Source organism: Methylomonas paludis, assembly GCF_018734325.1.
GTDB lineage: Bacteria > Pseudomonadota > Gammaproteobacteria > Methylococcales > Methylomonadaceae > Methylomonas > Methylomonas paludis.
In genome coordinates, this window is sequence record NZ_CP073754.1 from 2,441,236 (window position 1) to 2,465,430 (window position 24,195).

The window sequence follows — 24,195 nt, forward strand, 5'->3', positions numbered from 1 at the left end:
TCTACAAATTTTTGGGAAACTTCAGTTATATTAATAAAACAATATGTTAAAAAATTGTTTATGCACGCATTAAACGCGACAGTGGCGGCGACTGGCATTGGCATAAGCTCATACTAGTGGTTGCCCAACATTACTTTGACGCAAGCACCAGAGGATGTGCCGACTCTGCAGGCACATGGTTCGCGATTGATGCGCATCACTGCGTTCAGCGCATCCTACGCCGTATCCGTCAAAATAAGATTGGTCGACGACTAGGCTATTATTTTTAAATAGCCATACTCTTAAAAATGCTATTTGGTCAGGGTTAATGTTAATAAATTAACCCTGAGCCCATTTTTAGGCGGCCTTACGGCGTAAACGCCAGGCTATGGTACCCAGACCACCCATCAGCAATACGTATTCCTCGGCTTCCGGTAAAGGAATTGGGTTGTTGTGATCGGTGTGGAAATGGTCGTGAAACGACTCGCCTACCTTGTTGTGATCTTTGGTGAACCAGTAGTCGAAGCTGGTAGGCTTGCTGCCGGAATTAAAACTGACAATGACGAATACACCCAGTTGATCGTAGGGTTGCAAAGTGGTGGTGTCAATATTAATAATCCCGGTCAAGGGATTGGCGGTGGTGGTAGAAGAATCGACCGGATTGCCGCCATGCACTATCGATACCACTGGATCGCTGCCGTCAAAGCCGGTGCCACCGCTGATATTGAGATGAATGTCGTTCCACTGGGTGCCGGCCAGACTGGAATCGAGAATGAACTCGTAATTTTTCGCCGCTGCACTGCCGGCCCAGAGGGATGCCGCCAGACCGATAACAGCCAGTAATGATGGTTTGGTGAGTTTTTTCATGTTTCTTTCCTCGTGTTAATGAACATATATTTATATCTGCCGTTAGGCCGGCAGCAGCAGCCAATGGATTTTTATCTGCATAAACCGGCGTCATATCGCGCGCTAAGTGAAAGATTCGTAACAAAACAATTTACCTTCGAGGCTAGACTATGAGAAAAACCTAGTCGTGTAAAGGTTTTTCTGAGGCTGCGGCTGATTTAAAAATTTGAACGCTGATCCTGCCCTGATTTCCCTGGCCTTTAGCTAAATATTATTTTATTTTCAAAGACTTCCAGATTGAGATAGCTGGCAGAATTGGCGAGTTCCCAGCACACTACCGGCAAATCTATTCTTAACGGTCTGAACATGGTTTAATGGAATTTGAATTTATGCCATTGCCGGAGTGACGTGTGGAGAACGGTCTTTTCAATGTGTTTGTGTTTTTGGCCGCGGCCTGTTTGGTGGTGCCGCTGGCCAGCCGTTTTAAATTAGGTTCGGTACTGGGCTATCTGGCGGCCGGCATTGTGATTGGCCCCTTTGGTCTGGGGCTGACTGGTGATGCTGAGGAGATTATGCATTTTGCCGAATTCGGCGTAGTGATGATGCTGTTTCTGATCGGCCTGGAGTTGGAGCCGGCTTTACTTTGGCACTTGCGTAAGTCTATCGTTGGTTTAGGTGGTTTACAGGTGGTGCTGACCAGTCTGGCATTCACGCTGATCGGTGTGGCGCTGGGCTATTCCTGGCAGATGAGTCTGGCCACCGGCATGGCTTTGTCGCTGTCTTCCACGGCGCTGGTTTTACAGATGTTACAGGAAACCAGCCTGATGAACACCCCTATGGGGGAAACTTCGTTTTCGGTATTGCTGTTTCAGGATATTGCCGTGATCCCGATTCTGATCATCATCCCTTTGCTGGCGACGCAGGTTGGTCAAGGCCCGGAAATTCATGCCAGTTTGATTGCGGCCTTACCGGGTTGGGCGCAGGCATTGATCGTCACCTGCGTCATCGCTGCGGTGATAGTCGCCGGTCGTTACCTATCGTATTACCTGTTTCGGGCGGTGGCCAGAACCAAGCTGCGGGAGGTGTTTACCGCACTTTCGCTGGCAGTGGTGGTGGGCATTACTTTATTGATGCAACTGGTGGGGGTATCGCCGGCCATGGGTGCGTTTATCGCCGGTGTGGTGCTGGCCAATTCCGAATATCGCCACACCCTACAAACTGATATCGAGCCGTTTAAAGGTTTACTGTTGGGCCTGTTTTTTATTTCGGTAGGCATGGGCATGGATTTTCATTTGTTTGCCGAATCGCCGCTGCCTTTACTGCTGATGGTTGCTGCACTGATCACGGTCAAGGGTTTGATATTGTTTACCCTGGGTAAGTTTTTTGGCCTGGATATGCGCCATAGTTCCGGTTTTGCCTTTGCCCTGGCCCAGGGTGGTGAATTTGCATTTGTATTATTCCAGTTTGCCGGTACTTTGCATATTCTGCCCCAGACCCAGGAGAAATGTTTAACCCTGGTCGTTGCTACTTCGATTGCCGTCACCCCTTTGCTGATGGCTTTGTACAATCAGTTGATCGTACCGAAATTTTTAAGCGTTTTGCCTGAACATACTTTTGATCGGATTGAGGAAGAAAACCCGATCATTCTGGCCGGATTCGGTCGTTTTGGTCAGGTGATTGGGCGTTTTCTGAATGTTCAGGGGGTGAAAACCACGGTATTGGAAAAAAATCCCGATCAGGTTGAGTTGCTGAGAAAGTTTGGTTTTAAAGGCTATTTCGGCGATGCCTCGCGTTTGGATTTGCTGCGTAGCGCCGGTGCCCATCAAGCCAGGCTGCTGATTGTGGCGGTGGATGATCCGGAAACCTGTCTCGAGATCGTCAGGCTGGCAAAAGCCGAATTTCCGCATCTGCAAATTTTCGCCCGCGCCCACAACCGCCGCCATGCTTATGAGCTGACTAAAGCCGGCGTGGATTATTATCAACGCGAGATATTTAATTCATCATTGGAAATGGCCCAGAAAATCCTGGTTTCTTTGGGTAAAAGCGAGTCCGACACCCAGGCAAAAGCCATAAAGTTTAAGGCGCATGATGAGGCTACGCTGAAAGCCTCTTTTGAGTTTTTTGATGATGAACCGGCACTGGTGAGTTTTACCCGCACCCAGCGGGCGGAGCTGGAACGGATTCTGCAAAACGATATATCCGGGGATGGTGATAGCTGATACAGCGTATTTTTGCTACCCGGCTTATTCTGCCAACAGCGCCGTAATAGCTGATTTGGCATTACATTGGGCGATTGCTTCGGCCAATTGTAATTCGGTCAATTTGTGTTTGATGGCGGTAGTACCATTGAAGTCAAATTCTTGATAATCCTTTTTGGCAAAGGTGACAATTTGGCATTTCTTAACCGGTTGATGCTCAAACGGTAATACTGTAGGGTTCTGACTTAAGGGTGCCGTGCCTTCCGAACTGGGCGCATAAAGCAAAAAATCACCTTTGACGGCTAGCACCGCGCGATATTGATTGACGGTGGTTAAATACAAATAGCCTGCTTCTACCTGTTTTTCTTTTAATTTCATGTTGGTAAATTCCCTGTTTTATTTACTTTGGATCAAGCTTGATACCACTTGTTCGACTTGTAGTTTACTTGCTTCTGAACGATTTCTACACTGTACGAATAAGTCTTTAGCGCTACGGCTGTTTTTCCTGCTGGGCCGCCAGGATTTCCGGAAGATGAGTTTCAATCCAGTCAGCTAGGGCTTCTACTTTCTTGGCTATTTCTTGGCCCATGGGCGTCAGGCGATATTCCACATGAGGCGGAATAACCGGATAGGCAATACGCTCCACAAAGCCGTCGCTTTCCAACCATTGCAGGGTCTGAGCCAACATTTTCTCACTAATGCCATTCACCTTGCGCCTAAGCTCACTAAACCGGTGGGTGCCGCTGATCAGTGCGACGAGTAACAGCACGCCCCAACGACTGGTGACATGATTCAATATCAGCCGAGACGGGCATTGTTCTGCAAACAAGTCCCCACGTTGCAATAGTTCTGCTATCGAGAGGGCTGGTGCCGCTTGATCTTTGATTTTTTTAGCCATTTAACACTTACCTTGTAGTGCGTACTTACTATTAGTAAGCACATATTGTATGCTGCCGGCCCCTATTCACCAAACCAGGACATTTAACATGATAGTCATCACCGGCGCTTCCGGCCAACTTGGCCGTTTAGTTATTAATATATTACTTAAGTCTGTCCCTGCACATGAGATTATCGCCGCTGTGCGCAATCCACGGAAAGTGGATGATTTGGCCGCCCTTGGCGTGCAAGTTCGACAGGCTGATTATGATCAGCCTGAAACATTGGTCAAGGCATTTCAAGGCGCTAATAAGCTGCTGTTGATTTCCTCCAACGCCGTCGGACAACGTGTGCCGCAGCATCGTGCGGTGATTGAGGCCGCAAAACAAGTCAACATCGGCCTGCTGGCTTATACCAGTATCCTCCATGCCGATCATTCTCCGCTACCGTTGGCAGTAGAGCATCAGGCAACCGAGAGCCTGATTCTGGCTTCCGGGATTCCCGCTGTTTTGCTGCGCAATGGCTGGTATTCTGAAAATTATCTGGCCAGTATTCCGGCAGCCTTACAATATGGCGTATTACTGGGAAGTGCGGGGGATGGTCGTATCGCGTCGGCGGCTTGCGCAGATTATGCGGCGGTAGCCGCGGCGGTGTTGACCGGAACTGATCAGGCGGGACGGATCTACGAACTGGCCGGCGATGAGTCCTATGATTTAAGCGAATTCGCGCAAGCGATTTCTCAGCAGTCCGGTAAAACGGTTGTCTATCAAAATCTCCCGGAACCTGAATTTCGGGCGGCACTGATTGGTGCAGGTTTGCCAGAAAGCTTAGCCACACTACTTGCCGAATCGGATGTGGGGGCATCCAAAGGTGGGTTATTTGATAACAGCCGCCAATTAAGCCAATTGATTGGCCGCCCGACGCTACCGATTGCGGTGCAGATAAAGACTGTGCTCCAATAGTGATAGGATGTTCTCCAGATATGACATTCAACCCACAGGCACTTCGGTGCCTGTGGGTTGAATATTGACCAGAATGGGGGCTATCTGAATTGAACGGGGGAAACCAAGCCTGATAAATCTTCGGCTAAACCAATAGTTGACTCCGGTTCAAAAAAATTTATGATATCTCATCGTCACAATTTATCCATTAAGCAGGATTTAATGGGTTTTTTAGCGCGTCAATCCATCTCTAAACCCGCAGACAATCTTTCAAACGCCCTTGATTAAATACCTAAGGCTTAAGCTTAGATTAGCTGAGCAGCGCAGCGCAAATTATCAACTGAACCGTTTGTTGGCTCTTGCAGGCCACAACATGTTTGATATCGAAACTGTTTCCGCGCCAATTGGCGTCTACGATTCTGGCATTGGCGGGCTGTCGGTGTTGCGGGCGCTGCGTGAGAAGTTGCCTGGTGAGTCTTTTATTTATGTGGCGGATAATGCCTATGCCCCCTATGGGGACAAATCACCTGCTTTTATTGAATCCCGTGCAGAACAAATCAGCCATTTTTTGGTTGAGCACGGCGCGAAAGCGCTGGTACTGGCCTGCAATACCGCCAGTGTGGTTGCCGCACATCATTTGCGCCGGCTGCATGTACTGCCTATCGTGGCGATGGAACCGGCGATCAAACCGGCTACTCAAATCACCCAGTCCAAGGTGGTACTGGTAATGGCCACTACCAACACCATACAAAGTCAATCGGTGGCTCGGCTTTGCCGGGCTTACGCCAAGGATGTAAAAGTGATTCTGCAACCGTGCCCAGGATTGGCGGATCAGGTGGAACGCGGCCAGTTCCAGACGGATTTGACCAGACGCTTATTGACAGAATTTATCCAGCCGGGCATCGCCGTCGGCGCAGATACGATTGTGTTGGGCTGTACGCATTATGCTTTTCTTGCCCAGGAAATTGCTTCGATTGCCGGTGCGGCTGTCACTGTGCTGGAGCCTTCGGACGCCATCGCCCGCCAGCTTGCCAGGGTGCTGCCGCACCCATCAAAACCACGGCAGCCGGCTGCGGCTACCACTTATTACACGTCTGGATCAGCGGTGGATCTACACGCTTTTCTGGCTTCGATTGGTGAAGCGGCACAACCTGTTTATGAGCTGCCGGCCGATAGTGTCGTGGCGTTATGAAACGATTTTCAGTGAGTCGCTATTTTTGCGAAAGCTTGTTTAGGGGCATCCCAGCCCCAACAAGCGGCAAAAATTACGCGACCGCTAATGCCTCCGGCGGCCCCGATTCGTCCTCCTCACCTCGTTCCGACCCAACAAGGGGATCGGAACTTCGGCTCCAAGTGACTTGACGGCGTTTCGCGATGCCTTGCAGGTTTTCTCCGCTTCGCTTCGAAAACCCGCCCGGCGCTACGCCTATCGGGGACTAAAAATCTTCGCTCCACTTACGTTCCGCTTCCAAGATTTTCAGCGAATGGAGCCATGCTGGCTGTATTTTTAGGGCTGCTGGGTATAGCCGGGGCGAAAACAGCGCATCATGGCGGCAGAGCCGCAGCGGATTTTGATTACTATGTGCTGGCCTTGTCCTGGTCGCCGGCGTTTTGTACCGGCGCCGCAGGTCAGCAAGCCGGCAAAGCTGAGCAATGCCATAAAGCTTTGGGTTTTGTGGTGCACGGTCTTTGGCCGCAATTTAATAACGGGAAATGGCCGCACGACTGCAAACTGAAAGGCCGCAAGGAGGTGCCGGCTGAGCTGGCGGCGCTGGTGTTGAATACCGAGCTGCCGATGCCGCCGGGTGATCCGGCTTTGTTAAGCCATGAATGGACTAAGCATGGCACTTGCAGTGGTCTGGATCAGCAAGCGTATTTCAGCACCATCAGGGCAGCGGCGGCCCAGGTGAAAATTCCGCCTGAGCTGCAACAGCCTGGCTTGCCGGTGACCATGGATTTTAGCGCTATTGTGGATAGCTTTGCAGCCGTGAACCCTGGACTGGCTGCCGAGATGCTGGATGCACATGCCGATGCCAAAGGCAATGTAACGGAAATCCACATTTGTTTTAGCAAGGCGTTAAGTTTCCAGACCTGTGTGGGTTCAACCAATCAGGATAGCGGCGGTCAATTTTTACCTGTTAGCCAATAAGCCGCTGCCTCCGCTAAGACAGGCTTAATTTGTCCGGCTGTCTAGTACTGCTTGGTCATTTTCTGCCGATTGGGCGTTATTTTGGGCATAGGCAGGGCGTTGGTAGAGGGCAACCGGTATGCCAGTGGGATTTTTCAAGCTGTTTTGCAGCAGCGCACTATTGATGACCGGCATTTTACCGGCGTTGGCCTGTTCAAGCAGTTTCAAGGCAGAATGCAGCCGCTCCTCATAGCTGGCCGGGGTTTCTTCCAGCGCCGGATAGACTTCCATATACAGTGTGTCATGATGCCAGCCGACTTTGATCGGCTGATTGACGATGTTTACCGGGGTACCGGCTTTGATCAGCGGAAAAAACTGTTCGATATCGCTTGGGTACATGCGAATACAGCCGTGACTGACGCGCATGCCCACCCCATTGGTTTTATTGGTGCTGTGAATAAGATAGCCGGGGATGCCTAAGCGGAAGGCAAATAAGCCCAGTGGGTTATTTGGCCCTGGCGGATAGTAGGGTTTTAACACATCACCATCGGCCAGATGCTCGGCAATAATGGATTTGGGCGGTGTCCAGGATGGGTTTTTGGTTTTACCGGTAATACTGGTTTTACCTAACGGGGTTTTCCAGTCGTCTTCCCGGCCAATGCCGATAGAATGGATAATCACTTTGCCGGCATCTGCGTAAAAGTAAATCCGCATTTCCGGCAGATTAACAATGACACCTTGCCTGGGCGCATTGGGCAACAAAAAGGTGCTGGGTATCCTGACCTGGGTGCCCTCACCCGGTAGCCAGCGGTCAACCTGAGGATTGGCCAGCACAATTTCGTCCTGGCCGATTAGCTGGTTGACCGCGATGTCGATCAGGGTGTCTTCCTGTTTGGCGGTGACGTATTTGGCCTGAGCAGGCGGATTACCGATCAGGCTGTCGCCGGCATTCTTGGGTGGCGCCAACGTCAAGGCAGAGACGGTTGTACTGGCTGTCAGCAGCAATATCACTAATAATCGGGCTTTCATCGGGAAGTATCTTTGTATGAGTTGGCAAATTCGTATTTACTCAGTGTAACCGCATACCTTCACAAGCACTTAGCTGCAAATGATGCGCCGCTCTGCGTTTAGCATCCTACAACTGTCTGTTTTTTTAAAGGGAAATATTGATGCTGAGTAGTTGAGCAGATTCTAACATAGAAGCTGGCTGACGAAACCGCGCCGCATAGACTGGGACGCATCTCTCTGGAGCAAGCTGGGCGATTAGAGTAAAATGACAGGCTTTCCGCTTTTATTGTCATTAAGGTATCTCATGCCACAATATCGTTCCCGCACCACTACCCAAGGCCGTAACATGGCTGGGGCAAGAGCCCTTTGGCGTGCCACTGGCATGAAAGAAGGGGATTTCGATAAACCCATCATTGCGATAGCCAACTCGTTTACGCAATTTGTACCCGGCCATGTGCATTTAAAAGACATGGGTCAATTAGTGGCGCGCGAAATTGAAAAAGTCGGCGGTGTGGCTAAAGAATTTAATACTATTGCTGTCGATGACGGCATTGCCATGGGTCATAGCGGCATGCTGTATTCGCTACCCAGCCGAGACCTGATTGCCGACAGTGTGGAATATATGGTTAACGCCCACTGTGCCGATGCCTTGGTCTGTATTTCCAATTGCGACAAAATCACGCCGGGCATGTTGATGGCAGCCTTACGCCTGAATATTCCGGTGGTGTTTGTGTCTGGCGGGCCGATGGAAGCCGGTAAGGTGAATTGGCAGGGTAAAACCCGCGCTCTGGATTTGGTGGATGCCATGGTGGAAGCCGCTGATGACAAGATCAGCGATGAGCAGGTGGCGGCTGTTGAGCGTTCCGCCTGCCCTACCTGCGGTTCCTGTTCGGGCATGTTTACTGCCAATTCCATGAACTGTCTGACCGAAGCGCTGGGTTTGTCCTTACCCGGCAATGGTTCGCTGGTTGCCACTCATGCCGACCGGGAACAGTTGTTTTTACGTGCCGGTCGCCGTATTGTGGAACTGGCCAAACGCTATTATGAACAGGATGATGCCTCGGTACTGCCGCGCAGCATTGCTTCATTTGAGGCGTTTCAAAACGCCATGAGTCTGGATGTGGCGATGGGCGGCTCTACTAATACGGTATTGCATCTTTTGGCCGCCGCCTATGAAGCCGGTGTCAATTTCGGCATGGCTGATATTGATGCCATTTCCCGCCGTGTACCCTGTTTATCCAAAGTGGCACCGGCCACCCAAAAATATCACATGGAAGACGTGCATCGCGCCGGTGGTGTGATGGGGATTTTGGGCGAACTGGATCGCGCCGGCCTGATCAATCGCGATGTGCCTACTGTGTATGCCGACAGCATGGCTGCCGCGCTTGATGAGTGGGATATTGTCCGCACTGAGGATGAGACGGTAACCACTTTCTACCGGGCGGCACCGGGCGGCATTGCCACTACGGTGGCTTTCTCGCAAGCCATGCGCTATCCAAGCCTGGATGACGACCGTGCCGAGGGTTGTATCCGCAACAAAGCCCATGCCTATTCGCAAGATGGCGGTTTGGCAGTGTTGTACGGCAATATTGCCTTGGAAGGCTGTATTGTTAAAACCGCCGGCGTGGATGACAGCGCGCTGAAGTTTACCGGTCGCGCCCGCATTTTTGAAAGCCAGGATGCGGCTGTTGCCGGTATTTTGAGTGACAAAATCGTGGCCGGCGATATTGTGGTGATTCGTTATGAAGGCCCCAAAGGCGGGCCGGGTATGCAGGAAATGCTGTATCCGACCAGTTATCTTAAGTCCAAAGGCTTAGGCAAGGTGTGTGCTTTATTAACTGATGGCCGTTTTTCTGGCGGAACGTCGGGGCTTTCCATCGGCCATGCCTCTCCAGAAGCGGCTGAGGGCGGCGCGATTGGTTTGGTAGAAGAAAACGACACCATTGAAATTGATATTCCTAACCGGACAATTCATTTGGCTGTGTCTGCTGAGACTTTGCAAAGCCGCCGCGCAGCAATGGAAGCCAAAGGCGCATCGGCCTGGAAACCGGTCAATCGGGACAGAACTGTTTCCGCTGCCTTGCGGGCTTATGCCGCCATGACCACTTCAGCCTCTAAAGGCGCGATCAGAGACGTATCACAAGTGGAAAGAAAGTAAGACCAATCCAGTGTATCGCCCAAACATCCGCGAGTTGCGGGTGTTTGGGCGCATGTCATATTCTTCATCTGTGCTTAATTTTAGTAGCATTTTACCTTAAGCAAGTCCCACCAAAACGACACTAAAGCGCTGAAGGCCCTACTATCATGCTGTAATATTACAGGGCAATCGCGCTTAAAAACACTTTAAAATAGATTTTAGATCAGGCATGTTGCGCTAAATCTGATCAGGTCGGAAAAAACACCTAAGGTCGACGTCAAAATTAAGCGATTAAAGGCCGGATGGAATAACGATTTCTTGCTGAAAATCCTCGGAGTAATTTAAGCGCGATTGCCCTGAGCGAATAGTTACACCTGGAGTAAGCTTTAATAGAACGTAGGGGCTATGGGGTTAATATCTGGGCATTAGTGGGCTGGCCCAGACCAAAAATGGCTAACTGCCGATAACTGGCCACAAACACATGACCGTTGGCAATCAAGGGCACGATATTAGGATTGGCGTTGGTGGACGGCCAATAACCAGCGGGTAATTGATTAACCAAAGTATTACCATTAAGGGCATCGAAAGCGCTTAATGTCACCAGCAATTGCTGGCTGGGATCATCAAGACCCGGCCTGCCGACTGCCCAGATTATATGGGAATCTTTAGTGGTGCCATTGGAACTCACCATCGTAAAAAAACCGCCGTCATGAGTAGAATTGGGGCTCTGCACATTGGCAAACGTGGTGTTTTGCAACGTTAAAACCGGTTTGCCTTTAGAGGCAGTCTGTAATTCCCAGACTTCGGGAGCTGTGCCACCACTACTGACAATCCGGCTAATTCCATCATGCCCCACAAAATACGAGGGGCCACACCAGCACTCCCCAATACTATTGGCAGCGCCAAGATTACTGCTATAGGCAGTATTGGATTTACCGCCCAGGGCATCACGGTTCAATAAAAACATATTGCCGTCTTTACCTGCCGCCACCGCCAAACGTGGATGTGAACCTTTTTGATCGGGTAACAACATAACACCACCCGAGCCAAAATCCAGATCATCCGCATCCAGCGTAGCCTGGTTTTGGGGGGTAAACCAGCCCTTAATCTTGGTTAAATTGGCGGACACTTTAACTACACTTTCCTGCAAATTGGTGGGCGGGGCATAAGAATTTAGATCAGAATTGCCGGTGATAAAATAAACATTTCCTTGAGCATCGGCCGCCGGCCCAAAGCCGGACATCCAGATCGATGATAAATAACAAGGGAAGTAAAAACTACATTGGCTGGATTTACTGGTCAGGGCATTGGTTAACAGACTAACCGGCAAAGGCTTTAGGGTTTTGGCATTCCAGCCTAACAACCAGCCACGGGACTGATCATTTGCCTCGTCGCAAAAACTGGCAAAACCTGCATAAATATTGCCATTTACATGCAATAAGGCCGCACGCTGGCGTTGCACATTGGCATTAAATGAGATCGAATTGCCCCCAGTAAGCTTGGCTTTGCCAGATACCAATTGAGCCGGCAGCTTTTCCTGCAGGGTTTTCAAATCCAAAGCATGTAAATAATAATTAGCCGCGTTATTCTGGTAATGATAGGTAATGACATACAGCGTTTCAGAAGTATGATCTATCACTGGAGTTGAATTGATACCCACTTGCTCGCTGTTATTGACACAATTCTCAGGCAAAACTTCTTCACTGACTGGTGGGCCAAGTACCGGACTGAGATTAGTGGCGCTACTGCCAAGCTGCAACTGGGAAATCAGTACCGCGCCGGTATTGGCGTCGATTGCATAAACGGAATTATTTTCAGAAACGACATAGACAATATCATGGTTTTTTTTGTCAGCAGCAATCAGTTGGTTACTGACTAACAGCGGCTGAGCATCAATTTGCTCATCCAACAGTACGGTATGCAGCAAATTAAAATTGGCTTTAACTCTGCTGGGGGTCAAGACTAACTCGTGTTGATTCCAGCCGGTTCTTAACACATCTTGATGATAGGTGGTCTGATGAATTTTTTTGCTGGCCGGGGTAATGGGCACGCAATTGACTAGAATATCGCTGACATTGGCACCAGTTATCTGGCCGCTGCCATTTTGTATCCAGCAATTCTGATTGGCCGGTTGGGATTTAATGGTAACGTTATAAGTAGCGGAATTGGCGAGACCGGCATGAAACACAAAGTTGCCATTGCCGCTCGATATAGAGGACGAGCTATTATTCAACAGGGTGATTTTAGTTGCCGCAGTTAGACCGGTAATACTACCACCGATGGTAAATACTAGGCTTTGGGTGGCGGCTTGGACTGTGAAGTTGATTAAAGCGTAGAGCGCAAATAAAACATTTAAAATCAACCTAGAGTTTGTCATTTTTTCGATAATTTTGCTGTTACCTTTTTGTTTTCAAGCTTAACATAAAATTTTTGGCCATCAACTATGTTTTTAGGCTGATGACAGGAAACTGAGTGAATACTAAGTTTGCGGCGGGAGTAGCTGGCATAGACATCAAAAAACACACTTGACGCCATCAAATGAGCGGTAGTAGTTCAAACCTAATCTGACAGTTACTGATTTTTTAGAAGTGTCTGTCCGGTTAAATTTAGCCTAGAAATTTTTCTTTCCAGACGGATTTGCCATCGCGTAATGTTGCCATTGGCGTTCGACCGCAGCACATTTTTCCTTGATGGGGACGCTGATTATTATAGTAATCAAGCCATTCGTCCAAGTCTTTTGGTAGGGTAGTGAGGTTGTCATACACTTTTTTTGTAAAAGTGATCTGGTAGAATTCTTGCAAAATCGTTTTGTGGAAACACTCACAAATACCATTGGTCTTTAGCTAATAATACCTCCTGATTTCATAGGCCCCCTATAAAACCCTTAACACAACAACAAAAAAACCCGCCAAGCCGGAGGCTTGCGGGTTTTTGAGTTTTTGGCTTTTTATAAACACACACTTGGTCGGGACGGCGGGACTCGAACCCACGACCCCTACACCCCCAGTATAGTGCGCTACCAGACTGCGCTACGCCCCGAAGTATGTATTAAAACCCAGCTCTATCAACCGGGAAAGCAGAGCATTTTAGCATAATTAAGCGAGTATTTGATCATCTTTGTTGCACGGATGGGCTAGAGGGTGTGCAGACATCAGCAGGCGCAGCGTTCACGATTGATGCGCTTCACTTTGTTCAGCACATCCTATGCCCTATTTGGTCTATACAGAGTTGAGGCAATACCGGGATTATTTCAGAATATCCAAAATATCTTCCAGTTCACCGACCATCTGATGCACTAATTGCTTGCTGAGTGTGGCATCATCTTTGACCAGATCGCTGACCAGATGAGCCCTGGCTCCGCCGATGGTATAACCTTGCTCATAAAGCAGGCTGCGTATCTGCCGGATTAGTAATACGTCATGACGCTGATAATAGCGTCGATTGCCTCGGCGTTTTACCGGACTTAGTTCGGTAAACTCCTGTTCCCAATAGCGTAATACATGAGGTTTTACCGCACACAACTCACTGACTTCACCTATGGTGAAGTAACGTTTGGCCGGTATAACCGGCAGCTCATGATTCTGACTGGGTTCCAGCATAGGCTTCTACACGCGCTTTTAGTTTCTGACCAGTCCTAAAGGTTACCACACGACGCGGGGTAATGGGAATCTCTTCGCCGGTTTTTGGGTTTCTGCCTGGTCTGCCGTTTTTATCGCGCAATTCAAATTTGCCGAAACCGGAAATTTTGACTTGCTCGCCGGTTTCCAATGAAGTTTTGATTTCTTCAAAAAACAATTCGACAATTTCTTTGGCTTCGCGTTTATTCAAACCCAGTTCTTCAAATAGTTTTTCTGCAATATCTGCTTTTGTTAGTGCCACAATCACTCCCTCAATTTTGCATTATGTTTTGCCGCCAGAGTGTCTAACACTCTGCGAAATAGTGTATCGATTTCCGTCTCGGTCAGGGTTTGCGAAAAATCCTGCAATACCAGACTTAAGGCTATGCTTTTCAAACCTTCCGGCACACCCTGACCTCGATAGACATCAAAAATTTGGACTTCACGGATAGCCGCTTCCTGACAGGCAGTGATGCCTTCAACAATGGCACTGGCCGGTACAGCTTCATCAACCAGTAAGGCTATATCGCGCCGCACCGACGGAAATCTGGATAAAGGTGCAAACTTCGGCACAACTCTATCCAATACCGCTTCCTGCTTTAATTCAAATAAAAATACCGGGGTGTCAAAGCCAAGCTGCTTTTCCAGAATGGGATGCAACATGCCGACTAAACCTATCACTTCAGCTTCGGCATTAACTATCTGCGCGGTTTGACCAGGATGTAAAGCCGGGTGTTGGCCCACTTCAAAACGCACCGTTTGCCCGCTTAATGCCAATAAAGCTTCAACATCCGCTTTAACATCAAAAAAATCTACCGGCCGACTGGCTTGCGCCCATTGCTCCGGATTTGCATTGCCTAGGGCCAAACCAGCCAGCATTTTGCGCTGCTGGATACCCTCTGCATCGCGATAAAAACGTAAACCTGTTTCAAACAGGCGCACTCGAAATTGTTGGCGATTGACATTGTATAAGGCCGCATTCAGTAAGCCACACCACAGAGTGGTGCGCATAATCGCCAGTTCTGAAGAAATAGGATTACTGATACGGATAAATTCATCATTGGGAGCAATCAGCTTTTGTATCTGTTCATCCACAAAACTGTAGGTAATTGCTTCCTGATAGGCTCTATCCACCAGGCAGTCCTGCAAGCGGCTTATGGCCAGCACAGACTCCGGTGCTTTGGCCAAGGCCGAGCGCATCCACAAGCTACTGCTGGGCAAATTGTTATAGCCATAGATTCTGCCGATTTCTTCCAGCAAATCTGCTTCTATACTAATGTCAAAGCGGAATCCCGGCGGGGTAATCTGCCAGCCGTCTTGGGTATCCGTCACTTGCATACCCAAAGCCTGGAACAATGCATTAACATAGCTATCGCTGGGGCTTATCCCCAGTACTTTACCGATCTGGCTGCGGCGTAAGCTGACCGGCAGGCGTTGCGGTAAATCAGCGGTGTTACCGGCTGACACTACGGGGCCAATACGTCCCCCTACGATAGCCACGATCAATTGAGTGGCCCGTTCTATAGCCCGATGCTGCAAAGTAAAATCCACACCACGCTCAAAGCGGTGCGAAGAATCGGTATGCAAGCCAAAGCCACGCGCCTTGCCGGCTATCGCCAATGGGGTAAAAAAGGCGCATTCCAGAAAAATATTTTGGGTTGCACTGGAAACCGCGCTGCTTTTGCCGCCCATGACACCGGCTAATGCCAGCGCCTGATGCTGATCGGCAATCACTAATGCTGCACCATCCAAGGCTATGGTTTGATCATTGAGCAAAGTCAACGGTTCTTCAGCTCGGCTGCGTCTGACCACCAGCGGTGCCGCCAGTTTATCGGCATCAAAAGCATGTAAGGGCTGACCCAATTCCAGTAATACATAATTGGTGACATCCACGACCGGACTCAAACTGCGTATGCCGCTGCGGCGCAGGCGTTCCTGCATCCATAACGGGGTTTGCGCTGCCGGATTAATATCCTTGATCAAGCGGCCCAGATAAACCGGACAGGCGCCTGTGTCTTCAATTTGAATCGCCAGGGTATCCTGATGCTCAACAACTGCAGACTCTACCGGCAGTGCTTGAAACGGCAGTTGGTTGAGCACTGCCACTTCTCTGGCAACGCCTTCCACACTTAGGCAATCGGCACGATTGGGTGTTAAGCCCAATTCGATGACATTGTCATCAAGCTGCAGATATTCACGAATATTGACACCTACCGGGGCATCAGCCGCCAATTCCATCAGGCCATCAGAAGTTGAAGCCAAACCCAGTTCTTTTTCTGAGCATAACATGCCATATGACAATTCGCCGCGCAGTTTGGATTCCTTGATTTTAAAATCGCCGGGTAATACTGCACCTATCAAAGCGGCCGGTACTTTTAAACCGGGCCGGACATTAGCCGCACCACAGACAATTTGCAAGGGCTGATCCTGACCGACATTGACCTGACATACCCGCAATTTATCGGCATTAGGATGTTGCACTGTGCTTAATACTTCAGCAATTACCACGCCGCTAAATTCGGCAGCAACGGCTTGCAGCGCATCCACTTCCAGACCGGCCATCGTTAATTGCGCGACCAGGGCGGCAGTATCAATAGTTGGGTTGACCAATTCCCTTAACCAGGCTTCACTTACTTGCATGATTCAAACCAACCTTAATTAAACTGTTGCAAAAACTTGAGATCGTTTTCAAAAAACAGTCGCAAATCATTAATCCCATAACGCAGCATGGCCAGACGTTCGACACCCATACCAAAGGCAAAGCCGGAAAACTGTTGATGATCAATGTTCACCGCTGTAAAGACTTCGGGATGGATCATGCCGCAGCCCATCACTTCCAGCCAACCGGTCTGACTGCAAACCCGGCACCCCTGGCCATCACAAATTACGCACTCTATATCCACTTCTGCCGATGGCTCGGTGAATGGAAAATAGGAAGGCCGAAACCGTACCTGTATATCTTTTTCAAAAAAGGCCCGGAGAAATTCAAACACAACGCCTTTTAGATCGGCAAAGCTGACATCGCGATCCACCAGAAAGCCCTCTACCTGATGAAACATCGGGGTATGGGTCAAATCCGAATCACAACGGTATACCCGACCCGGCGCGATAACTTTCAGCGGCGGTGTTTCTGACTCCATGACTCTGATTTGCACCGGCGAGGTATGGGTGCGCAACACGGTGTGGGCATCAAAATAAAAGGTATCGTGCATAGCCCGGGCCGGATGATGCTCGGGAATATTCAGCGCCCCAAAATTGTGATAATCATCTTCAATTTCCGGGCCTTCCACGACATCAAAACCGACGCTGGCAAAAATTTTGGCTATGCGGCGCAGCGTAGTGGTCACCGGATGTAATCCGGAACTGCCCTGGCTTCTGCCCGGCAGGGTTACATCAACCCGCTCTGCGTTTAACCGGGCCTGCAATTCTGCCTGCTCCAGCACTTGTTTACGCGCATCAAGCGCTTCCTGAAAGGCGTCCTTGATGGTATTGATTACTTGGCCGACACTACGGCGTTGATCCGGCTCCAGATTGCCCAGCGCTTTCATTTGCTGGGTAAATACGCCTTTTTTACCAAGATAATTAACTCTAACCTGATCCAGTTGATTGAGATCCGTGGCTTCAGCCAACGCCTGCAATGCCTGTTTAATGATGTCTTCGCTATTAACCGACACGGCTTAGCTCTCTAAAAGAATTGTAATTATTCAGGGTAAAATTTTCATGACACAATTTTAAACAAGTATTTAGCTTCGAATGATGCGCTGCACTGGGTTTAGCACATCCTACAACTGCTTGTTTTTTAAATAGATACATGGACACTGAATAGTTACAAAAAATTATAAATAATCGGAAGGTACTGTCACGATCAGCTAATTGGAAATACAACTCTCCACATTCAGCGGAGAGTTGTATAAACTGATCTAACGGCTTGTCAGAGAGGTAAATACCAATCTGTTAAGGTTTGCTTTGATGGGCAATAGCCACTTTGGCAATGGCTCCAAACGCATCAATATCGCGCACAGCCAGATCGGCCAGCACTTTACGGTCGATAGCCACATTAGCTTTATTCAGACCATTGATCAGACGGCTGTAGGAAATGCCGTACAAACGCGCGGCGGCGTTAATACGTACTATCCATAAAGCCCGGAATTGACGTTTTTTCTGTTTACGGTCACGGTATGCGTATTGACCGGCTTTAATTACCGCCTGTTTGGCAACGCGATAGACGCGACTACGCGCGCCATAATAGCCTTTTGCCAGTTTTAAGATTTTTTTGTGTCTTGCACGTGCGGTGACACCGCGTTTAACTCTAGCCATGTTCTACTCTCTTCAAATGATGATGTTAATCAACTATAAGGCAACATACGCGCTACTAAAGGCGTATCTGAAGGGTGAAGGATGGCTGTTTTACGCAGCTGTCTTTTCCGTTTGGTAGATTTTTTGGTCAGAATATGGCGTTTATGCGATTGTTTGCATTTAAAACCGCCAGTGCCGGTTCTCTTGAAGCGCTTACCAGCGCCACTATGGCTTTTCAGTTTTGGCATTTGTTTTCTCCAAATATTAATAAGTAAAATCCCTGAGATTAAACCCGGTGAGGCAAAATGCTTGGCCCCACTGGATTTTCGATGCTTTTGGGGCATCAATGCCGATTCCTTCCTGAATCGGCAAACCGTTTTAGAAACGGTTAAACCTATGGTAATTATTCAGCGTAAAGCTTGAAGTACCGTTTTTATACAACTGGTTAGCTGCGAATGATGCGCTGCACTGCGTTTAGCACATCCGACAACCACCTGTTTTTAAAACAAATACCCCGGACGCTGAGTAGTTACAAACTATTTTTTCTTTTTCGGCCCCATGACCATGACCATTTGCCGGCCTTCCAGCTTGGGAAACTGCTCAACGCCGGCTACTTCTTCCAGATCGGTCTCAATACGTTTCAACAAATCCATACCCAACTCACGGTGAGTTAATTCGCGACCTTTAAAACGCACGGTAATTTTGGTTTTGTCGCCTTCATTCAAGAATTTGATCAGGCTGCGTAATTTCACCTGATAATCGCCTTCTTCAGTGCCCGGCCTAAACTTGATTTCCTTGATTTGGATTTGCTTCTGCTTTTTCTTGGCGGCTTGCAGTTTTTTGTTCAACTCAAACTGATATTTGCCAAAATCCATGATCTTACAAACGGGAGGATCGGCATTGGGCGAAATCTCGACCAAATCCAGGCTCACGTCATAGGCAAGCTGTAAAGCTTCATTTATGGAAACAACACCAACCTGTTCACCTTCAGCGCCTATTACCCTTACCCGCCTGGCGGTAATCTCGGTATTTAAGCGCGTTGCATCTTTTTTAGAGCTGATACCCTAATCCTCCACGTTATATTTATTTCCTGTCCGCAATCTCTGTTTTCAAGCGATCAACCAAATCAATGACTGAAAAACTCCCAAGATCTACACCTTGCTGGCTGCGCAGCGTGACAGCATGATTATCCATTTCTTTGTCGCCGACAATGACCAAATACGGCACTCGCTGTATGGAATGTTCGCGAATTTTAAAGCCTATCTTTTCATTTCTCAAGTCAATTTTGACTCTAAGACCTTGTTTTTCAAGTTCATGATGTAACTGAACAGCATAATCGGCCTGACGATCGGTAATATTTAACACTACCAATTGTACCGGAGCCAGCCATAAAGGGAAATTTCCGGCATATTGTTCGATCAAAATCCCGATAAAGCGCTCCAGAGATCCTAGGATAGCACGGTGCAGCATGACAGGTATATGTCTGGCACTGTCTTCGCCGATAAAAACTGCGCCCAGCCGATCCGGCATGGAAAAATCGACCTGGATAGTTCCGCATTGCCACACCCTGCCGATGCAGTCTTTTAAGGAAAATTCGATTTTCGGCCCGTAAAACGCGCCTTCGCCTGGTTGCAATTGCCAAGCCAGACCTTTGGTATTTAAAGCCAGCTCTAAAGCCTGTTCGGCTTTATCCCAGACTGCATCGTCGCCGACCCGGTTGAGCGGACGCGTGGAAAGTTTAATAATAACTTCGCTAAATCCAAAATCTTTATAGACTTCGAACAGCAAATCAATAAAAGCCGAGACTTCAGACTGAATCTGGTCTTCGGTACAAAATATATGCGCGTCATCCTGAACAAAATTTCTCACCCGCATCAGGCCATGCAGTGTACCTGATGGTTCGTTACGATGACAGGAACCAAACTCGGCCAGCCGCACCGGTAAATCCCGGTAACTTTTAATACCCTGATTATAAATCTGGATATGGCAGGGGCAGTTCATCGGCTTTATCGCGTAATCGCGGTTTTCCGAATGGGTGGTAAAAATCATATCGCCGAACTTGTCCCAATGTCCGGACTTTTCCCACAGGCTGCGATCCACTATCTGCGGCGTTTTAACTTCGCTATAACCATTCAGGCGCAGTTTTTGGCGAATATATTGCTCAACCTGCTGATAAATGGCCCAACCTTTCTCGTGCCAAAACACCATACCCGGCGCTTCTTCCTGGGAATGGAATAAATCCAGCGCCTTGCCTATTTTGCGATGATCGCGTTTTTCGGCCTCTTCCAGGCGGTGCAGATAGGCAGCCAATTCTTTGGCATCAGCCCAGGCTGTACCATAGATACGCTGCAGCATTTCATTTTTGGCATCGCCGCGCCAATAGGCGCCGGCTATTTTCATTAATTTAAACGCTTTTAGTTTGCCGGTACTGGGTACATGCGGCCCCCGGCACAAATCGGTAAATCCACCTTGTTCATACAAGGATAAATCTTCATTGGCCGGAATTGAGGCAATAATTTCGGCTTTATAATGCTCGCCCAGACCAGTGAAAAAATTGACCGCCGCATCACGCGATAACAATGAGCGGTTTATAGCAATATCCGCGGTTGCCAGTTCCTGCATTTTTTGTTCGATAGCCGCCAAATCTTCCGGGGTAAAAGAACGTTCATAGGCAAAATCGTAATAAAAGCCGTTTTCGATGATCGGCCCTATGGTGACTTGTGCGGCTGGGAATAATTGTTTGACTGCCTGCGCCAATAAATGGGCGGTGGAGTGGCGAATGACTTCGACTCCCTCGGCATCTTTAGCGGTAATAATCTGTAAGCGGGCATCTGTCTCGATAAGGGTTGATGCATCCACCAGCTTATCATCAACCTTACCGGCCAGGGTGGCCTTTGCCAGGCCTGCACCTATGGATTTAGCGACATCCATTACGCTAACCGCATGCTCGAATTGACGCTGAGAACCGTCTGGGAGTGTAATAACAGGCATTTTAGATTCCGCAATAAAAAAAGCACCGACGGGCGGTGCTTTACTTTTGTTTTGGTAGGCACGAGTGGACTCGAACCACCGACCCCCACCATGTCAAGGTGGTGCTCTAACCAACTGAGCTACGCGCCTAAAATCTCTCGTTCGAGCCGTGCATTATAGCGAATCCGAATTCCTGTGCAAGCTTTTTCTCTATACCAAAGCCATTCGCCCAAATTTAAAGCCTTATGAATTAAGCCCAACCCCATATCGGGCTGCACTAAACCGGCACCATACTGGCCGCAGCCGCTAATAGCGGCTGTCAATCATCCCTAAACCGGTCATGCTAAAGGTATAATGTCGAAATTACTGTTTTTCATTTCACCATACTACCAACATCCATGACACACACCGCTATCGGCCCGGTAATGATAGATATCGAAGGCCAAAGCCTCACTGCGCTCGACAAAGAAAAAATTGCCCACCCCAATACCGGCGGCTTGATTTTGTTTAGTCGCAATTACGAGTCTCCGGCCCAAATCACCGAACTTATCGAAGCCATACGCCAGGCGCGGCGGGCGCCGATATTAATCGCGGTAGATCAGGAAGGTGGCCGGGTGCAGCGTTTTCAGGACGACTTTACGCCACTGCCTGCCGCTGCTGTGTATGCCGAGCAAGCGGATTTGACCGAGGATGCGGGATGGTTGATGGCTGCTGAATTGCTGGCGGTAGGGGTGGATTTCAGCTTTGCCCCGGTGCTGGATGTGGATTGCGGGATTAGCGAAATTATCGGCAATCGTTCATTTTCCGCCGATCCGGAACTGGCCGCACAGCTGGCTGCCAAGTTTCGCCTGGGTATGAATAAGGCCGGTATGGCGGCTATCGGCAAACATTTCCCCGGTCACGGCGCTGTGGCTTTGGATTCGCATTTAACGTTACCTGTTGATGAGCGCAGTCTTGAGCAGATTCGCCAACAGGATTTAATGCCGTTCCAACGCCTGATCAAGGCTGGACTGGAAGGGATTATGCCTGCCCATGTGGTTTATCCGCAGGTAGATGTCTGGCCGGCCGGATTTTCCGGAATCTGGTTGCAAGATATTCTGCGCCGGGAACTGGGCTTTGAGGGCGTAATTTTCAGCGATGATCTGAGCATGGCCGGCGCCGCTATCGCCGGCGATTATCCCGATCGGGCCAAACTGGCCCAGGAAGCCGGCTGTGATATGCTGCTGGTGTGCAATAATTCCTCCGCGGCTGAACGAGTACTGGACAGCCTGAAGATTGGCCGGCACCCGGCCCGGGAACGGCGCCTGCTGACCATGCGGGGCGGTACCGCGTTGTCCCGTGAAGACTTAATGCTGACCACTGAATGGCAACAGCTTTCCGCAAAAATTACATTACTGAGTCATGCCCATGCTGGATGAAATCAAACAAATTGAACAAAACGCGATTTGCCTGTATACCGAGCAGGAAGTGGAGGCTGCCCTGGATGATTTGGCTACCGTCATCACCAGTAAACTGCACGACCAAAACCCGTTGGTACTGTGTGTGATTAACGGCGGCATCGTCACCACCGGCAAATTATTACCGCGCCTGAAATTTCCGCTGACACTGGACAGTATTTACGCCAGTCGCTACTGTAACAGCACCGCCGGCACCGATATCCAGTGGCTATACCTACCTACCACACCTTTAACCGGGCGCAATGTTTTAATTATTGATGACATTCTTGATGAAGGCCACACTTTACAGGCTATCGCCGCATACTGCCGCCAGCAAGGTGCAAACACTGTCTATAGTGCGGTTTTGCTGGATAAAAACATCGGCCACAGCAAACCTATCCAGGCTGACTTCATCGGCCTGGAAGTTGCCAATCTTTATTTGTTTGGCTATGGTATGGATTACAAAGCTTATCTGAGAAATGCAGCGGGTATTTATGCCTGCAAGGAAATTTTATGACATTGGCCATCATCGGCGGCACCGGACTTACCAAAATCGACGATTTGAATATCGTAGACCAGCAAAATCTGCATACCCCTTATGGTACGCCGTCCGCTCCTTTTCAAATTGCTGAACTCAACGGTCAAACCATTGTATTTTTGGCCAGGCATGGTAATCCACATCGCATTCCACCCCATAAGATAAATTATCGGGCTAATATTTGGGGCTTAAAGCAGTTAGGGGTTCGTGAAATTATTGCGGTTGCTGCGGTCGGTGGCATTAGCGCCGCGATGGGTCCGGCCCATATCGCCATTCCCGATCAGATCATCGATTACAGCTATGGCCGCGACCATACTTTCTTTGCTGATGATCTGGAGCATGTTACACATATCGACTTTACCCTGCCCTATGCGACGCATTTACGAGAACGCATCATTCTGGCCGCAGAGCAATCCGGCATCGAAATCAGTCACAACGCCACTTATGGCTGCACCCAAGGCCCCAGACTGGAAACCAGCGCAGAAATTAAGCGTCTGGCTCAGGATGGTTGTGATTTGGTAGGTATGACGGGCATGCCGGAAGCGGCTTTAGCCAAAGAATTGGAATTGGCATACGCCAATATTTCGGTAGTGGCTAACTGGGGAGCAGGAATTGTAAGCGGCGAAATTACCATGGCGGAAATCGAGCGCAATCTGGAAACCGGTATGAATAAGGCTATCAAGTTGCTTACTGCAACCATTTCGTTGAGTGCATAAACCCAGGGTTTAGCTTAAGGAGACCAGGCGGAATAAGGCAAAAAAATGGATCCCGGACTAGCCGGCCGGAATCCATCATCACACTGCTGCTCTTAGGAGTAGAGAGCTATCATCGGGCTTAAAACCAGCACAATTGCTTGATACTGGCTTGAATGCCGCACGCCATACTTAATTTATTGTTAATATTTGCCGATTAATACCGCAAATATTGCATTTACGATATTAAGTTCAGCACCAGCGCTGTCGATCAATCAAAACATTAGCCGCCTGGGAATGTCCGGTTGGCAGCCAATTTTTACTTATTTGGTATTACCAGAACTATGCAGCACATCGTTGCGATATGCAGAGTTGCTGGAATCTTCTGCAATTGCTTTAGATGCAGAAGCATATTTATCATGTTCAGCGCTTTTCACCAGATAAATCACGCCGGCAAAAGCGATGACTGCGATACCGATGTAGAGCCAGAAATTGTCTTTTTCTTGTTGGACTTCACTCATTTTGTACCTACC

The 24,195-nt window shown here is 48.9% G+C and carries 22 protein-coding genes, 2 tRNA genes and 2 pseudogenes; 9 read left to right on the forward strand and 17 right to left on the reverse strand.

What is annotated here, in order from left to right:
- Positions 1 to 336: 336 nt before the first annotated feature.
- Positions 337 to 846 carry a hypothetical protein gene (locus KEF85_RS10995; RefSeq protein WP_215580475.1) on the reverse strand — a complete coding sequence of 170 codons (510 nt, stop codon included), beginning with the start codon at positions 844 to 846 and terminating at the stop codon, positions 337 to 339.
- Between the two features lie 389 nt (positions 847 to 1,235).
- Here KEF85_RS10995 and KEF85_RS11000 point away from each other — a divergent pair, with 389 nt between their 5' ends.
- On the forward strand, positions 1,236 to 3,044 hold the full coding sequence (locus KEF85_RS11000) for a monovalent cation:proton antiporter-2 (CPA2) family protein (RefSeq protein WP_215580478.1): 1,809 nt from the start codon (positions 1,236 to 1,238) through the stop codon (positions 3,042 to 3,044).
- A gap of 24 nt (positions 3,045 to 3,068) precedes the next feature.
- Here KEF85_RS11000 and KEF85_RS11005 read toward each other — a convergent pair whose 3' ends face one another.
- Together KEF85_RS11005 and KEF85_RS11010 are read right to left on the reverse strand one after the other, a co-directional pair.
- On the reverse strand, positions 3,069 to 3,401 hold the full coding sequence (locus KEF85_RS11005; RefSeq protein WP_215580480.1) for a hypothetical protein: 333 nt from the start codon (positions 3,399 to 3,401) through the stop codon (positions 3,069 to 3,071).
- 112 nt (positions 3,402 to 3,513) lie between these two features.
- The gene (locus tag KEF85_RS11010; RefSeq protein WP_215580482.1) at positions 3,514 to 3,921 is read right to left on the reverse strand and encodes a winged helix-turn-helix transcriptional regulator; all 408 of its coding nucleotides are present in this window, start codon (positions 3,919 to 3,921) and stop codon (positions 3,514 to 3,516) included.
- Between the two features lie 88 nt (positions 3,922 to 4,009).
- Between KEF85_RS11010 and KEF85_RS11015 the strand changes: the two genes are divergently transcribed.
- The 3 genes from KEF85_RS11015 to KEF85_RS11025 all read left to right on the forward strand — a co-directional run bounded on the left by KEF85_RS11015 (position 4,010) and on the right by KEF85_RS11025 (position 6,989).
- On the forward strand, positions 4,010 to 4,861 hold the full coding sequence (locus KEF85_RS11015) for an SDR family oxidoreductase (RefSeq protein WP_215580483.1): 852 nt from the start codon (positions 4,010 to 4,012) through the stop codon (positions 4,859 to 4,861).
- 352 nt (positions 4,862 to 5,213) lie between these two features.
- Positions 5,214 to 6,032 carry a glutamate racemase gene (murI, locus tag KEF85_RS11020; RefSeq protein WP_215580485.1) on the forward strand — a complete coding sequence of 273 codons (819 nt, stop codon included), beginning with the start codon at positions 5,214 to 5,216 and terminating at the stop codon, positions 6,030 to 6,032.
- Between the two features lie 300 nt (positions 6,033 to 6,332).
- A complete protein-coding gene (locus KEF85_RS11025; protein WP_215580487.1) occupies positions 6,333 to 6,989 on the forward strand; it encodes a ribonuclease T2 family protein in 657 nt (218 codons plus the stop codon).
- A gap of 24 nt (positions 6,990 to 7,013) precedes the next feature.
- Here KEF85_RS11025 and KEF85_RS11030 read toward each other — a convergent pair whose 3' ends face one another.
- A complete protein-coding gene (locus KEF85_RS11030; protein ID WP_215580489.1) occupies positions 7,014 to 7,997 on the reverse strand; it encodes a L,D-transpeptidase family protein in 984 nt (327 codons plus the stop codon).
- A 283-nt stretch (positions 7,998 to 8,280) separates the two neighbouring features.
- Here KEF85_RS11030 and ilvD point away from each other — a divergent pair, with 283 nt between their 5' ends.
- Positions 8,281 to 10,134, forward strand: a complete 1,854-nt coding sequence (ilvD, locus tag KEF85_RS11035) for a dihydroxy-acid dehydratase (protein ID WP_215580491.1) — start codon at positions 8,281 to 8,283, stop codon at positions 10,132 to 10,134.
- A gap of 201 nt (positions 10,135 to 10,335) precedes the next feature.
- Positions 10,336 to 10,458, forward strand: a pseudogene (locus tag KEF85_RS16835) (ISAs1 family transposase); the annotation flags it as partial.
- A 58-nt stretch (positions 10,459 to 10,516) separates the two neighbouring features.
- On the opposite strand, the gene KEF85_RS11040 reads toward KEF85_RS16835, so the two are convergent.
- From KEF85_RS11040 to KEF85_RS11095, 12 genes and pseudogenes are all read right to left on the reverse strand, one after another.
- Positions 10,517 to 12,490: a hypothetical protein gene (locus KEF85_RS11040; protein WP_215580493.1), complete on the reverse strand. Its 1,974-nt coding sequence runs from the start codon at positions 12,488 to 12,490 to the stop codon at positions 10,517 to 10,519.
- Between the two features lie 229 nt (positions 12,491 to 12,719).
- Positions 12,720 to 12,953: pseudogene (locus tag KEF85_RS11045) on the reverse strand (integrase core domain-containing protein); the annotation flags it as partial.
- Between the two features lie 122 nt (positions 12,954 to 13,075).
- Positions 13,076 to 13,152: transfer RNA gene (locus KEF85_RS11050), tRNA-Pro, on the reverse strand.
- Positions 13,153 to 13,358: 206 nt separating this feature from the next.
- Positions 13,359 to 13,712, reverse strand: coding sequence for a MerR family transcriptional regulator (locus KEF85_RS11055; RefSeq protein WP_215580495.1), 354 nt, complete (start codon positions 13,710 to 13,712; stop codon positions 13,359 to 13,361).
- Positions 13,687 to 13,992 carry an integration host factor subunit alpha gene (ihfA, locus tag KEF85_RS11060; protein WP_425515561.1) on the reverse strand — a complete coding sequence of 102 codons (306 nt, stop codon included), beginning with the start codon at positions 13,990 to 13,992 and terminating at the stop codon, positions 13,687 to 13,689. Before ihfA ends, KEF85_RS11055 begins: the two co-directional genes overlap by 26 nt.
- Positions 13,993 to 13,994: 2 nt before the next feature.
- Positions 13,995 to 16,370: a phenylalanine--tRNA ligase subunit beta gene (gene pheT, locus KEF85_RS11065; RefSeq protein WP_215580497.1), complete on the reverse strand. Its 2,376-nt coding sequence runs from the start codon at positions 16,368 to 16,370 to the stop codon at positions 13,995 to 13,997.
- Between the two features lie 14 nt (positions 16,371 to 16,384).
- Positions 16,385 to 17,404, reverse strand: a complete 1,020-nt coding sequence (gene pheS, locus KEF85_RS11070) for a phenylalanine--tRNA ligase subunit alpha (RefSeq protein ID WP_215580498.1) — start codon at positions 17,402 to 17,404, stop codon at positions 16,385 to 16,387.
- A 280-nt stretch (positions 17,405 to 17,684) separates the two neighbouring features.
- Positions 17,685 to 18,047: a 50S ribosomal protein L20 gene (rplT, locus tag KEF85_RS11075; RefSeq protein ID WP_215580500.1), complete on the reverse strand. Its 363-nt coding sequence runs from the start codon at positions 18,045 to 18,047 to the stop codon at positions 17,685 to 17,687.
- 29 nt (positions 18,048 to 18,076) lie between these two features.
- Positions 18,077 to 18,370, reverse strand: a complete 294-nt coding sequence (rpmI, locus tag KEF85_RS11080) for a 50S ribosomal protein L35 (protein ID WP_425515601.1) — start codon at positions 18,368 to 18,370, stop codon at positions 18,077 to 18,079.
- Positions 18,371 to 18,562: 192 nt separating this feature from the next.
- The gene (gene infC / locus KEF85_RS11085; protein WP_215585144.1) at positions 18,563 to 19,087 is read right to left on the reverse strand and encodes a translation initiation factor IF-3; all 525 of its coding nucleotides are present in this window, start codon (positions 19,085 to 19,087) and stop codon (positions 18,563 to 18,565) included.
- A 22-nt stretch (positions 19,088 to 19,109) separates the two neighbouring features.
- On the reverse strand, positions 19,110 to 21,017 hold the full coding sequence (gene thrS, locus KEF85_RS11090) for a threonine--tRNA ligase (protein WP_215580502.1): 1,908 nt from the start codon (positions 21,015 to 21,017) through the stop codon (positions 19,110 to 19,112).
- 52 nt (positions 21,018 to 21,069) lie between these two features.
- A tRNA-Val gene (locus KEF85_RS11095) sits at positions 21,070 to 21,146 on the reverse strand.
- 248 nt (positions 21,147 to 21,394) lie between these two features.
- Here KEF85_RS11095 and nagZ point away from each other — a divergent pair.
- Genes nagZ through KEF85_RS11110 form a run of 3 tightly spaced genes read left to right on the forward strand, consistent with a single transcriptional unit; the run spans position 21,395 to position 23,686 of the window.
- Complete coding sequence (gene nagZ, locus KEF85_RS11100) at positions 21,395 to 22,414, forward strand: beta-N-acetylhexosaminidase (RefSeq protein WP_246534883.1); 1,020 nt, start codon at positions 21,395 to 21,397, stop codon at positions 22,412 to 22,414.
- Positions 22,404 to 22,949, forward strand: a complete 546-nt coding sequence (locus KEF85_RS11105) for a hypoxanthine-guanine phosphoribosyltransferase (RefSeq protein ID WP_215585148.1) — start codon at positions 22,404 to 22,406, stop codon at positions 22,947 to 22,949. The genes nagZ and KEF85_RS11105 overlap by 11 nt, the downstream gene beginning before the upstream one ends.
- Positions 22,946 to 23,686 carry an S-methyl-5'-thioinosine phosphorylase gene (locus tag KEF85_RS11110; protein ID WP_215580504.1) on the forward strand — a complete coding sequence of 247 codons (741 nt, stop codon included), beginning with the start codon at positions 22,946 to 22,948 and terminating at the stop codon, positions 23,684 to 23,686. The genes KEF85_RS11105 and KEF85_RS11110 overlap by 4 nt, the downstream gene beginning before the upstream one ends.
- A 299-nt stretch (positions 23,687 to 23,985) precedes the next feature.
- Here KEF85_RS11110 and KEF85_RS11115 read toward each other — a convergent pair whose 3' ends face one another.
- A complete protein-coding gene (locus KEF85_RS11115; protein WP_215580506.1) occupies positions 23,986 to 24,183 on the reverse strand; it encodes a hypothetical protein in 198 nt (65 codons plus the stop codon).
- Between the last annotated feature and the right edge of the window lie 12 nt (positions 24,184 to 24,195).